The 12,325-nt window shown below is 68.8% G+C and carries 11 protein-coding genes and 1 pseudogene; 5 read left to right on the forward strand and 7 right to left on the reverse strand.

Annotation, left to right across the window (positions count from 1 at the left end; translation table 11 throughout):
• Positions 1–294, forward strand: a pseudogene (locus K7W03_RS24685) (XRE family transcriptional regulator); the annotation flags it as partial.
• Positions 295–424: 130 nt separating this feature from the next.
• Positions 425–1,600 carry a glycosyltransferase gene (locus K7W03_RS24690; protein ID WP_222887592.1) on the forward strand — a complete coding sequence of 392 codons (1,176 nt, stop codon included), beginning with the start codon at positions 425–427 and terminating at the stop codon, positions 1,598–1,600.
• A gap of 172 nt (positions 1,601–1,772) precedes the next feature.
• On the opposite strand, the gene K7W03_RS24695 is transcribed toward K7W03_RS24690, so the two are convergent.
• Positions 1,773–3,452 (reverse strand): molybdopterin oxidoreductase family protein, encoded by a 1,680-nt coding sequence (locus K7W03_RS24695; RefSeq protein ID WP_222887593.1) that lies wholly within the window; start codon positions 3,450–3,452, stop codon positions 1,773–1,775.
• 106 nt (positions 3,453–3,558) lie between these two features.
• Here K7W03_RS24695 and modA point away from each other — a divergent pair, with 106 nt between their 5' ends.
• Positions 3,559–4,332: a molybdate ABC transporter substrate-binding protein gene (gene modA / locus K7W03_RS24700; protein WP_222887594.1), complete on the forward strand. Its 774-nt coding sequence runs from the start codon at positions 3,559–3,561 to the stop codon at positions 4,330–4,332.
• Positions 4,333–4,365: 33 nt separating this feature from the next.
• Here the strand turns inward: modA and K7W03_RS24705 are convergent, their stop codons facing one another.
• Positions 4,366–5,112: an HAD-IIB family hydrolase gene (locus K7W03_RS24705; RefSeq protein ID WP_061939406.1), complete on the reverse strand. Its 747-nt coding sequence runs from the start codon at positions 5,110–5,112 to the stop codon at positions 4,366–4,368.
• A gap of 122 nt (positions 5,113–5,234) precedes the next feature.
• Between K7W03_RS24705 and modB the strand changes: the two genes are divergently transcribed.
• Both modB and K7W03_RS24715 read left to right on the forward strand, forming a co-directional pair.
• Complete coding sequence (gene modB / locus K7W03_RS24710) at positions 5,235–5,933, forward strand: molybdate ABC transporter permease subunit (protein WP_137709530.1); 699 nt, start codon at positions 5,235–5,237, stop codon at positions 5,931–5,933.
• Complete coding sequence (locus K7W03_RS24715) at positions 5,923–6,531, forward strand: ATP-binding cassette domain-containing protein (protein WP_025549854.1); 609 nt, start codon at positions 5,923–5,925, stop codon at positions 6,529–6,531. Before modB ends, K7W03_RS24715 begins: the two co-directional genes overlap by 11 nt.
• On the opposite strand, the gene K7W03_RS24720 is transcribed toward K7W03_RS24715, so the two are convergent.
• The 5 genes from K7W03_RS24720 to K7W03_RS24740 form a co-directional block, all read right to left on the reverse strand.
• On the reverse strand, positions 6,513–7,340 hold the full coding sequence (locus tag K7W03_RS24720; protein ID WP_222887595.1) for a phosphotransferase: 828 nt from the start codon (positions 7,338–7,340) through the stop codon (positions 6,513–6,515). The genes K7W03_RS24715 and K7W03_RS24720 overlap by 19 nt on opposite strands.
• A gap of 6 nt (positions 7,341–7,346) precedes the next feature.
• Positions 7,347–8,621, reverse strand: coding sequence for a capsule biosynthesis protein (locus K7W03_RS24725; RefSeq protein ID WP_025549852.1), 1,275 nt, complete (start codon positions 8,619–8,621; stop codon positions 7,347–7,349).
• Complete coding sequence (locus tag K7W03_RS24730) at positions 8,614–10,251, reverse strand: beta-3-deoxy-D-manno-oct-2-ulosonic acid transferase (RefSeq protein ID WP_222887596.1); 1,638 nt, start codon at positions 10,249–10,251, stop codon at positions 8,614–8,616. Before K7W03_RS24730 ends, K7W03_RS24725 begins: the two co-directional genes overlap by 8 nt.
• 111 nt (positions 10,252–10,362) lie before the next feature.
• Positions 10,363–11,661, reverse strand: coding sequence for a glycosyltransferase family 4 protein (locus tag K7W03_RS24735; RefSeq protein WP_044661389.1), 1,299 nt, complete (start codon positions 11,659–11,661; stop codon positions 10,363–10,365).
• A gap of 30 nt (positions 11,662–11,691) precedes the next feature.
• Positions 11,692–12,132 (reverse strand): HIT family protein, encoded by a 441-nt coding sequence (locus tag K7W03_RS24740; RefSeq protein WP_222887597.1) that lies wholly within the window; start codon positions 12,130–12,132, stop codon positions 11,692–11,694.
• Positions 12,133–12,325: the final 193 nt, after the last annotated feature.

A 12,325-nucleotide genomic window follows, 5' to 3' on the forward strand; every position in this document is an offset into this window, starting at 1 on the left:
GCCCCGCCGGCCCCCGCGGACGCGATGGTGGGGGTGCAGGTATCGGGCAGCATCGGCGATTACCGCAGCGGTGACGAGATATGGTGCCGCCGCATCATGCCGGAGGAGTTTTCCAGCGTGCTCAACCGCGACCTGCTCTTGCCGCGCCACGCCGGGCGCTTCCTGTTCGGGCGGCTGATCGGGCGCGAGGACGACCGGCTGCACATCCTCCCCCTGGGCAGCGGCACGCGCCAGCAGGTGATAAGTGACCCACCCTGGGGCGCCGTGGCGGTCCAACTGGTCAGACGGCTGTAGACAAAGGCGCTTTCATCCTTAACCCTGTCCTGACCATGTCTGCCGGAAAGAGACCCGCCCCAGCATTGTCCCGTCGGACGGCATCGCCGGACGCCCGGGGCAATGCGGGAACAAGAGATAGTTGGATGCGATGACGCTGAACGTCCTGATGCTCTCGACCCTGTTCCCGGACATGAGCCGCCCCAATTTCGGCGTCTTCGTGGAACGGCAGGCGCGCGAGCTGGCCAGCCGGGACGGCGTCAGGGTCACGGTGGTCGCGCCGCTCGGCATTCCGCCCTGGCCGCTGTCCAGCGCCAGGCGCTACGCCGCCCTGCGCGCCCTGCCCGCCAAGGAACGGTGGAAGGACCTGACCGTCCACCGCCCGGTCTTCCCCATCATTCCCAAATTCGGCGGCCGCTTCAACGTCCACAGCATGACCCGCGCCATCCTGCCGCTGGTCAGGCGCCTCCATGTGCAGCAGCCTTTCGACGTCATCGACGCCAGCTTCTTCTTCCCCGACGGCCCGGTGGCGCAGCGCCTTTCCCGCGCGCTCGGCATTCCCTATTCGGTGAAGGCGCGCGGCGCCGACATCCATTATTGGGGCACGCGCAAGGGCACGCGGAAGATGGTGAAGCGCGCCGCCGACGATGCCGCCGGCCTGCTTGCCGTGTCGGACGCGATGCGCCGGTCGATGGCGCGCATGGGCATCGACGGGGACAAGATCCGCGTCCATTATACCGGCGTCGACCTCGACCGTTTCGAAATAAGCGACCGCGCCGCCGCGAAGGAAAGCCTGGGTTTCGAAGGCCCGGTGGTGCTGTGCGTCGGCGCGCTCATCCCGCGCAAGGGGCAGGAACTGCTGGTCCAGGCGCTGCCGCAACTGCCCGGCGTCACGCTGCTGTTCGCCGGACAGGGGCAATATCGCCGCGCCCTGGAAAAACAGGCCGAGGAACTGGGCGTCGACCGGCGCATCGGCTTCCTGGGCTCGGTGCCGCACGATCGCCTGCCGCGCATCTATGCCGCCGCCGACGTCATGGCGCTCCCCTCCTCGTCCGAGGGTCTGGCCAATGCCTGGGTGGAGGCGCTGGCCTGCGGCACGCCGGTCGTGATCAGCGATGTCGGCGGAGCACGCGAACTGCTCGACCGGCCGGAGGCGGGCCGGATCGTCGCCCGCGAACCCGAAGCGCTGGCCGCCGCCATCAGCGATATATTGGTGAACCCGCCCGAACGGGAGGCCGTCCGCGAAGCGGCGCTACGCTTCACCTGGGCCGCCAATGGGGACGCGCTGCTGGAGCATCTCCGCGCCATCGCAGCTCAGCCGGCCTAAAGCGTTTTCCAGGCAGATGGAATCATCCGCCGACCCGAAAACGCAGTAAAACAAAAGGCCTGGGACAGATCCCGGGATCGCCGGACCGATTGGTGGGGACGGCTCGAACTGGCCAAATCCTGCCGCTCCGGACGCACCCACACCCCGAAGCCGAAGTCCGCCACCTTGCCGGTCAACGGGCCCGAAAGGCGGCCTGATCCCAAAAGGGGATCAACCGCGCCTTGCCATCCGCCGTCGGGAAAAGCCCCTCGTCGAACGGCACCTCCCCCCAGCGCCACGGCGTCAGCTCATCATAAGCCGGGTTGGAAATCGGCGCATGCCGCTTGAGATTGAGCAACCGCCTGCCCTCGTTGCGATAGGCGGTCAGCCGCACATGCTCGCGATAGATTTCCGCGGGGCGCTCATAATGGAAGGCGTCGCGCCAACCCATGGCCTGCGCGATCCGGGTGAGTATCCACCAGTCGGGCTTGGTCTCTCCGGGCAGCGGGAACAACCAGCGCTGGCGGCTGATCAGCCGGTCGGCGCCGGTCAGCGTCCCATCCTTCTCGATCCATAGCGGGGACGGCAAGGCGACCATGCGCAGCGCGTCCATTTCCGGCTCGCTCCACGGCGTCATCAACAGGACCAGCGGCACCTGCTCCAGCAAGCCCCGGATCGGATGGGACGCCGAAGGCAGGCCGCCGGGCATCAGCAGCGCCTTGATGCGCCCCGCCTCTATCGCCCGGGCCAGCGCCTCGCCGGCCAGCCCCGGCCGGTCAGCCAGCCTCGTCGCGCCCCAGAAACGGCCGACCTGCGCCAGGGCATCCTCCGAAAAATCCCGGTGCGCGGCCAGTTCCCCGGCCCGGCAGCCGACTTCCCGCACGCCCATGCCGTTGGCGGCGTCCGTGACGGCGAAGGGCGCGGCGCCCGCCTTGCCGATGCGTCCGGCCGCCAGATGGAAATTGAGGATGGCGGCCGACAGGCGATGCGCTTCCTCGCCCTGCCCATGCGGGCTGAACAGCGTCACCAGCCGGGGCGCCGCCGCGACCTGCTCGTAGAAGGCACGCACCTCGCCCGGCGCCAGGCCGCAGGCGCGCGCCACCGACCAAAGGTCATGCCCCCGGCTCAATCCCGCCCAGAAACCGGCCGGCACCGACAGCCTCCGTTCCAGAAATTCCCGGTCCAGCAAGCCATTGTCATGGCAATGCAGCAGCAGGCCGCTCAACAGCGCCGCCTCGCTGCCCGGCGCGACGGTCAGGCGCTCATCCGCCTCGACCTCCGGCCCGTCGCCCGCATGCGCGATCAGGATCAGGCGCGCGCCCTGCTCCGCCCGCGCCTCGGCCATCCTCTCGTGCAGCACCGGATGGCGGCGGGCCGTCGGCATGCCCACCAGCAACAGCATGTCCGCCTGCGCCAGATCCTCATAGGCGGCGGGCATCACATCCTCGCCAAAGGCCGCGCGCTGCGCCGCCGCCATGCCGCCCGCCTCGCTGCAGGGCGCCTCGACATGCGCGGAGCCGATGAACCCCTTCATCAGCTTGTTGGCGACATAATAGTCTTCGGTCAGCAGGCCACCCGGCACATGCATCGCCACGCTGCCCGGACCGTGACGGGCGATGACGGCGGACAGGCGGCGCGCAGCCTGGTCGATGGCGCGGTCCCAGCCGACGGCGCGGCCATCCAACACCGGCCGCAACAGCCGCCCCTCCAGCGCGAACATGTCCTTCAGCGCTTCGCTGCGGGTGCAGAGCAGGCCGCCATTGGCAGGATGCACGGGATCGCCCTCGATCGACGCCTCGCGCCCCTCGCCGGTGACGGCGCGGATGCCGCATCCCACGCCGCATTGACCGCAAAGCGAACGAACGACCGCCACGGTGCGATCAGGCCGGGACCGGCGGGGTCGGGAACATGGTCATACGCTCCCGCTTAACCGATGCAGGACGAAGACAAAAGGGTGCGCAACTGGCAGGAGAAGGGTCATGCCGAAACCGATTCTCCGCGCGCTAGCGTCCATCGCCCTGTTCCTCCATATGGTGCCGGTTCCAGCCATGGCGCAGCAGCGCGGCCCGCTGGTGCTCGCCGCCGCCAGCATGCAGGAGGCGATGGGCGCCGCCGCCGATGCCTGGGCGGCGCAGCGCCATGCGCGGCCGGTCCTGTCCTTCGCCGCTTCCTCCGCGCTCGCCCGGCAGATCAGGGGCGGCGCCCCGGCAGACCTGTTCGTGTCGGCCGACGAAGACTGGATGGACGATGTCGAAAGGGCGGGCTTGGTGCAGCGGGGCAGCAGGGCCGACATGGCGGGCAACCGGCTGGTGCTGATCGCCCCGGCGCGCGCGCCGCTGAAGCTCCGCATCGCACGCGGCATGCCGATCGCCAGGGCGCTGGGCGACTCCCGGCTCGCCATGGCCAATCCGGACAGCGTGCCCGCGGGCAAATATGGCAAGGCGGCGCTGGGCGCGCTGGGCGTCTGGCCCGGCGTCGCCAACCGGCTGGCGCTGGGCGACAATGTGCGATCCGCCCTGACCCTGGTGGAACGGGGCGAGGCGCGGCTGGGCATCGTCTATGCGACCGACGCCCGCGCATCGAAGGCTGTCCTCGTGGTCGGCGCCTTCCCGGCGGGAAGCCATGCGCCGATCCGCTATCCCCTCGCCCGCCTGCGCGCGAGCCGGAACCCGGACGCGGAAGGCTTTCGTCGTTTCCTGCTGTCGCGGGCCGGCCAGAACATCCTCGCCCGCTACGGCTTCAGCCGCCCGTGACCCTGTTCCTCCCCTCCCGCAGGAAGGGGAAAGTCACCTCTGACAGGCCACGATCGCGTCGATCACCGCCAGCGTCTCCTGCGGATCGCGCACCCGCACCGTGTCCAAGCCCAGTTGCTTGGCCGGATAGTCGTTGCCGCCGGGGAAGATCGCATCGCCGATGAACATCATCGCCTCCAGCGCGATCCCGCTCGCGTCGCGCAGCTTCTTCAGGCCATAGGCCTTGTCCACCCCCTCCCGCGTGATGTCGATGGAGGTCGCCCCGCCCATGTTGATCGACAGTCCCGGCAGGCGCTGGCGCAGGTCCGCCTGGATCACCTTGCGCTTGGCGAAGTCGGGGTCCCACACATCCTTGGCATGGATCGGCGCCTGCTGGCCCAGCGCGGAAAAGGTGATCTGGCTGCCGCGATCCTCGATCCGCTCGCCCCACACCTCTTCCGGCACGAAGCCCGTCGCCTCCAGCGAAGCGTCGAACGCCGCCAGGATCGCCTGCTTCTGCGCCTCCTCGAACAGTTCGGCATAGACCGGCGTCCACTGCCCGTCGCGATGGGTGTAGAGCTTTGTCCCCGTCGTCGGCATCAGCCACAGGCGCGAACGGTCGGCCCGTTCCGGCAGGCGGCTCGCCACCTGCTTGTCGAATTGCGGCCAGTCCCCGCCGGAGATCACCGCGACATGCGCCACTTGCAACAGCCGGGCCAGGGCGTCGCCCATCGCCTCGCCCAGCGGCTGCTTGCTCTCCGCCAGTGTTCCGTCGAGGTCGAAGGCGATCAGGTCTTTCATGCACATGCTCCAGTTTGAAGGGCTGTCCGGCTTTGCCCTCTGGCCTCGACCGATGCAATGCCGATGAGCGGGACATGACAGGGGGCTGGTGTTTTCCCCTATCCTGACCGAAAGAGGGCGGCATGATCCTCTCTGCCGATGAATGGGGCATCGTCGCGCTGTCGCTCCGGGTCAGCCTGGTGGCGGTCGGGCTGATGCTGCCGGTCGCCTTCACCTTCGCCTGGCTGCTCGCCCGCTCGCGCTTCCCCGGCAAGCTGCTCGTGGATGCGCTGATCCACCTGCCGCTGGTGGTGCCGCCGGTCGTCACCGGATGGCTGCTTCTGCTCCTCTTCGGCGCGAACGGCCCACTCGGCAGGCTGTTCGAACAGATGCTGGGCGTCAGCTTCATGTTCCGCTGGACCGGCGCGGCGCTTGCCTCCGCGATCATGGCGATGCCCCTGATGGTGCGCGCGATGCGGCTGTCGATCGAGGGCATCGACCACCGGCTGGAACAGGCCGCGCAGACGCTGGGCGCGGGCCGGTGGCGCGTCTTCCTCACCATTTCGCTGCCGCTGTCGCTGCCGGGCATAGTGGCGGGACTGGTGCTCGGCTTCGCCCGCTCCATCGGGGAGTTCGGCGCGACCATCACCTTCGTTTCCGACGTTCCGGGCGAAACCCGCACCCTGCCCATCGCCATCTATTCCGCGCTCCAGATGCCGGGCGCCGAATCGGCGGTGACCCGGCTCGCCATCATCTCGATCATGCTGTCGCTGGCCGCGCTGGTCGCATCGGAGGCATTGGCCCGCCGGGCGAGCGGCGGAAGGACCAACCATGTCCTTTGACATCGCCGTCGACCATCGCATCGGCGACCGCCTCATCCACCTGCGGGCGCAGGCAGGCGCCGGCCTCGTCGCCCTTTTCGGCCCCTCCGGCGCGGGCAAGACCAGCATCCTCAACATGGTCGCCGGCATATTGACGCCCGACAGCGGCCGGATCGCCGTGGCCGGCGAGACGCTGTTCGACAGCGGCGCGGGCATCGACATTCCCGCCGCCCGGCGGCGCGCCGGCTATGTCTTCCAGGACGGGCGGCTGTTCCCGCAGATGCGCGTGCGCGCCAATCTGCTCTACGGCCGCCATGGCGACGCGCCGCTGCCATTCGACGCGGTCATGGACTTTCTGGGCATCGGCCATCTGCTCGACCGCTGGCCCGCCACCCTGTCCGGCGGCGAAGCGCAGCGCGTCGCGATCGGACGGGCGCTGCTGTCCGGCCCCCGATTCCTGCTGCTGGACGAGCCGCTGTCCTCGCTCGACCCCGCCCGGCGCGAGGAAATCCTGACCGTGATAGAACGGATGAAGCGCGATCTCGCCATGCCGATGCTCTATGTCAGCCACGACCGGGCGGAGGTCGAACGGCTGGCCGATCAGGTCATCGCGCTGTAGGGGGGCAGGCCCGCCCCAGCCAGGGCCCGGTTCAAATAGGCCAGGAAGGCCGCCTGCCTGACCGGCGCCCGCGCCCGCAACCAGGCCAGCGCAACGACGGCCCGCCATTCCGCGCCATGCTCCAGCGCCGGGGCGAGCCGCCTGTAGCTGGCGACATAATGGCGCGCCGCCCAATCCCGCGCCATGTTGGTCAACCGATCCTGCGGCCCCTCGCCAAAGCGCAGCAGCATCTCCGTCCGCAACAGGTCGGGCACGAAGTCGCCACGCGCCGCCTTCGACCAGTCGATCGCCACCATGCCCGAAGGCGACAGCAGGATATTGCCGATGTGGAAATCGCCGTGCAGCAGCCGGTCGCCGTCCGGCAGTCCGTCCAGCAGCGCCGCCGCCCCCTCCTGCAAGCCGCGATCCGCCGGGCCGTAAAGGATGTCCGTGCGCAACACCTGCCGCAGGGAGCGCAGGCCCGGTGCCGCCTCCCCGTGAATCCGCCGATGCAGCGCCGCCATGTCGCGCAGGCACGACCCCGATTGCAAAGGCCGCAGCCGCATGCGCCGCATCAGCGTCGGCCCGGTCACTTCGGGATAGAGGATCGCCCGCCCCTCCGCCATGTCCAGCCGTCGCAGGGGCCGGGCGACCGGCAGGCCCGCCTCCGCCGCCAGCGTCGCCGCATCAACCTCGCGGGCGATCATCTCCTCCGACACGGCGGCGTGGAATATCTTGGCCACGCGCCCCTCGCCCACGCGGCAGACGCGCGAACTCGCGCCAGCGGCCAACGGCACCAGCGGGCCGGGCGGATCGTCCTGCTGCGGCACGCGCCCCTATCGCAAGGCCGCCCGGGCAGGCTGGCGGTCATGCACCAGCCGCGGCTCGGCCCGCGAAGGGGCGGGACGGGTCAGCCGCTCCACGGCATTGTCCACCAGCATCCGCAGCCCTTCCTCGCTCAGCAGGCCGCCCCTGATCAGGCAACGGTCGATCAGCACCCGGCGGAAAGCGGAATAGAGCGCCATGTCGGGCGCCCCCGGCGCGGACCAGAATTCGTCGAGCGAACGCCTGTGCACCACGCCCGGCACCTTGTAGACCGCATGGCCCAGCACGACCACCGGCTTGCCGGCGTTAAGCGCCAGCGTGCCCACCGTGCTGTTGACCGTCACCACGCCCAGCGACCTGTCGACCACTTCGGCAATGTCCCAGTCCGCCAGGTAGAAGACCCTGTCCCCGACGCCATATTGCGCCGCCAGCCGCCGCGTCAGCCGTCCCCAGGCGACCAGTCCCGGATCGAGCGGATGGCGCTTCACCACCAGGGCGGTGTTGGCGGGCGCATGGGCGGCGAAGCTCTTGATGACGAAGCGCAAGGCCGCGCGCATCGTGCCGAAGGGCGAATGGACGCGGATCTGATAGTCGGAATCGAGCTGGAGCGGCAAAGTGAAATAGGGCCGGTCGCACACCGCCCCCCATTGCTCGCGCGACCTGCGGCGCTCCGCCTTGCGCAGGTTCAGCTTCTTGAACCAGCCCGCCGTCTCCCACAGGAAGCTGTTGGGCCGGTGCGTGCGATAGAAGGGAAAGGCGGGCCGCATCAGCGCCGACGCCATGCCGTTGCGCCCGGTGTTGAAGGCGCGCTGCCGGAAGGTGGAGGGGATTTGCGGCTGCCGCCCATTCTCCTCGGGCGGCAGCGCCCTCGCCTGCTCCAGATACCATTCGGGGTCGAGCGGCAGGGTCGAATTGCCGTTCACGCCATCTTCCTGAAGCGTCAGGAAATCGGGGCGGATATACCCCTCCTCCACCACATGGACGCGCAGGTTGCGCAGCCGCGCCATCTTGTGGGCGGAGGCATGATAGGGGCGGCAATCGCCATAGAGGATCAGGTCCGTCACGCCATGATGGACGATATGGTCGTCGAAGAAGATCGGCCAGTTGCGGAACGTCCCGCGATAATCGGTCGCCCCCTCCCCCGGCCAGTCGACCTTGTCGCCGCCATTGATGTTGATGCGCAGCGCCCGGTGCCCCCGCGCCCTCAGCGCCTCCGCCAGCATGGCGAAAAAGGGCCCATGCGGCCCCTGGAGGAACAGGAAGGTTCTGGCCTTGGCATCAACCATGGAAATACTCGGCGGACAAAGTCATAAATCTCTGCAACTTCCCCTGTAAAGTCCGCAGCCGGATCAACCATGAAACCGGGGCCGGCGCCCCGCTTGCCAAACGCTCGACCATGATTTCAGGTCCGCATGGCAAGCGCGTCACCGGGTCCAGATAGCGTGGATAGAGAATCAAGGCCCCGGCCACAAGCTGGTCCAGGGTGAGTTGACGCCCGCGCCGTCCGTTGGGCGCCGCCAGATCGCGGGTCAGCCCCCAGCCGGCATAGAAGGGCATGCCATGGACCGTCACCGGCCGCCCGCGCATCAGCGCCTCGAACCCGGTGAGGGAGGAGAGGACATGAACCTCGTCCACCGCCTGCACCAGCTCCATCAGCGGCGACCCGGTATCGATGGCGTCGGCCTGCTCCAGCACCGCCGCATCGCTCAGATGCCCCTTGCGCAGACCCGCCTGCACATCGGGATGCGGGCGATAGACGATATGGGCGTCGGGCTCGGCCGCGCGCACCCGCTTTAGCAGGTCGAGATTGCCCGCCACCCCCGCGCCGCCATATTCGACCGACAGATCGTCCTCGACCTGCCCGACCGCCAGCACTGTGCGGCGACCCTGGGGCAGGCCGATCATCCGCCCCCCGCCCTTGCCATATTTGGTGACGCCGGAAGCCCGGATCTGCGTCAGCAGCCGCGCCGCCCGCTGTTCCAGCGCGGGCGTGAAGACGCAGGTCGCCAGCAGCAGCTCCATGTCGCTGGCGGAGCGCGCGTCATAATAGATGCCCGTCCGGTCGATGACCACCGATCCGGGCGGATGCAGCGCCGCGCCCAGCCCCTTCGACCGCAGGAAGCCGTCCTCCACCCGGGCGATGGTCACGCCCTGCCGGCGCGCATCCTCCATGGCGCCGGGCGTCACGCGCGACGGCCAGACCGCAAGCGCGCCTCCCCGCCGGGCGGCCCGCCGCAGGCCCCTGCGCTCCGGCAGGAAGGGCGGCGACGCGACGCCGTCCCACAGGAACCGCCGGATCGCCTCCCGCTTCCACAAGGCCATGCCGCTCGCCGCCGCGATGCCATGATTGCCGTCCAGATGCCGCCGCCAGTCGGTCAGTTGCGCCACGGCCTGCACGGCATCGGCGTCCTCGCCGCTGAAACAGTCGCGATAGGTCGCCGCCGTCAGCGCGGCACGGGCGCTGTCACGCAGGACCGCCGGCTCGATGGCCGCGCCGTCCGCGCCGAAGACCGGCACATGCAGCAGCCCGGCGATGATCGCCAGTTCGTCGCCCGCCCCGGCATGAACGGAGGCCGCGCCCGCGATCAGCGCCCAGAGGTCGGTCGGTTCCGGCAGGACATGACCGGGGCCGGAGTCCGCGCCCCGCCCCGCCTTCCCCACCATGCCGATTTCCTGCCGCGCAAGGCCGTCCATCATGGCCTGCGGGACGGCCACGCCGACCCGCGCGACCCGCCTGATGCCGACGGGCCGATGGCCCCAGAATGTGCCGCCGACCCGCGCCTCGGCTACGGCGTCCAGCAAGGCGTCGGAAACAGGCGCAGCCGCTTCGCCATCGCGCCGCATGCGACTGATCGCCGCCGTCGCGGGGTCAACGCCCGGAAAGGGGGGCGAGCGCAGAAACGGAGTCGCGTTCACGTTGAAAAGCCGCCCCCAGCCACAGATAGATCAGCGCGAATGGAGCGACGCTTCAGCCATTCGAAAACGCAATCCATACAACAGCTTCTGTGATCGCCCGGCACAGGGACGTCAAGCGGAAGCGCGAACCGTCATTTCGTCCAGCATGCCGGCGACGATGTCGAAATAATCCCCCCATGTCGGCGCCCGCCACGCCGCGATCCGCGCGATCTGCGCCGCCCGTTCGGGCGCATCGGCCTTGCTGTACGCCTCTATGGCCCTCAGCCAGCCGAGGCCGTCCAGCGGGTCGAGATAATCCGGCGCCTCGCCGCCCACCTCCCGATGCGCGACGATGTCGCTGCAGATCACCGGCACGCCCGCCGACAGCGTTTCGATCACCGGCATGCCATAGCCTTCCTCGAAGGAGGGCATCAGCATCGCCCGCGCCCCGGCGACCAGCGCGTTCATCTCATTGTCCGGCACGCTGCCCGCCTCGATCACATGGCCGCGCAGGATTTCCGCCCGCTCCAGCATGTCGACGACATTTTCATTTTCCCAGCCGCGCCGCCCGATCAGCACCAGCACCGGCGCCTTGTCGCCCCATCTCTCCACCAGCCGCCGCCAGATGTTGAGCAGCAGAAGATGGTTCTTCCGCGGCTCGATGGTCGAAATATAGACGAAATAGGGCCGATCCGGCACTTCATGGCTGCCCTCCACCACCATGTCCGGCGCGTCCGCGCCGAAATGGGCGACGCGGATCACCCGCCCCTCCAGGCCGCGCGTCAGGCGCGGCGCCAGCGCATCGATCGTCGCCTGGCTGTTGCCGATGATACCGTCGGCATAGCGGTCGATCGTGCGCACCCGCTTCAGATGCTCCTCCGCGCCCTGCGGCCGGGCGAATTCGGGATGGGTCAGCGGAATGACGTCATGCACCAGCGTCACGAAGCGCGCGCCCTCCGCCCGCAGGATCGCGCCGACCTGATCGGCGTCGTCCAGATGATGGGGCGACACCTGCAGATAGATGCGCGGCCCATGCGCCACCGGCACCGGGCGCGGGCGCAGCGCGATCAGGTGGCGGATCACCGCCGCCTTGCTCTCGCGCTCGTCCACCTGCTCCGTGTTGCGCCAGCGCGCCGCGGTGAAGGCCAGGAACTGGCGCACCGCCGCATCCTTCAGCCGCCCATAATAGCCGCCCGCCGGATGAACGGCGGCGAAGGCCAGCCGGTCCGGCATCCGCTCCAGCAATTCGCGGGCATAGGTGAACTCGACTCGGTCGATCCCGGTCGGCGCGGCATGGAAACTGCGGGACAGCAGCCGGGAAATGTCCAGGACGATCTCCGCCGGCCGGCTGCCGCCGGCGAAGCGCCGGCTTTCCCGCTTGGCGCGAAGCGCCAGCCGCGCGCCGGGGGCCTTGAAGGGCTTGAGCGCCACCTCAGGGCGCTTTCACGAAGGTCTGGCGCATCAGAACTGGGCGCGAATCTCTTCGGCCAGCTTCTGCAGTTCCGCCGGATCGGCAAAGTCGCCCTGCGCATGGGCGACGAAGCCGCGCGTCTGGCCTTCCCAGCGCGGCACGATGTGAAAATGCAGGTGGAACACGGTCTGCCCGGCAGGCGCGCCGTTGAACTGCGCGACATGGATGCCGTCGGGGTCCAGCGCCCTGCGGGTGGCGTTGGCGACCTTCTTCACCGTCGCCATCACCTGCGCCAGCGCCTCGTCCTCGATGTCCAATATGTTCCGCGCCTTCGACCATTTGGAAATGACCAGGCTGTGCCCCTTGGACTGCGGCTGGATGTCGAGGAAGGCATATGTATGCTCGTCCTCATAAAGCCTGGTCGAAGGAATCTTCCCAGCCAGGATCAGGGCAAAGACATTGCCATCGTCATAGGTGCCGTCGAGGCTCATCGTGCTTCCTCAGAGCGATTTGCAGGTGATCCGACTGGATCGCCGGTTAAGAAATCGCGGTAAACAAAAAACTTCGGAGCGGCGATCCGATTCGATCGGATCGAAGCTCTAGCCTCTCTTATTCACGACGCTCGGTTTCGGGCCCGCTCTGGGCATTTGCTGCGGCTGGCTGTATTGCGCGGACGACCGGCAT

This window comes from Sphingobium sp. PNB (assembly GCF_019873065.1).
Lineage (GTDB): Bacteria > Pseudomonadota > Alphaproteobacteria > Sphingomonadales > Sphingomonadaceae > Sphingobium > Sphingobium fuliginis.

Excerpts from the sequence above, each read along its gene's own strand:
- K7W03_RS24715 (WP_025549854.1), top strand. The coding sequence starts at position 5,923 with ATGTCCTTTGACATCGCCGTCGACCATCGCATCGGCGACCGCCTCATC.
- modA (WP_222887594.1), top strand. The coding sequence starts at position 3,559 with ATGCCGAAACCGATTCTCCGCGCGCTAGCGTCCATCGCCCTGTTCCTC.
- modB (WP_137709530.1), top strand. The coding sequence starts at position 5,235 with ATGATCCTCTCTGCCGATGAATGGGGCATCGTCGCGCTGTCGCTCCGG.
- K7W03_RS24725 (WP_025549852.1), bottom strand. The coding sequence starts at position 8,621 with ATGGTTGATGCCAAGGCCAGAACCTTCCTGTTCCTCCAGGGGCCGCAT.
- K7W03_RS24705 (WP_061939406.1), bottom strand. The coding sequence starts at position 5,112 with ATGAAAGACCTGATCGCCTTCGACCTCGACGGAACACTGGCGGAGAGC.
- K7W03_RS24690 (WP_222887592.1), top strand. The coding sequence starts at position 425 with ATGACGCTGAACGTCCTGATGCTCTCGACCCTGTTCCCGGACATGAGC.
- K7W03_RS24740 (WP_222887597.1), bottom strand. The coding sequence starts at position 12,132 with ATGAGCCTCGACGGCACCTATGACGATGGCAATGTCTTTGCCCTGATC.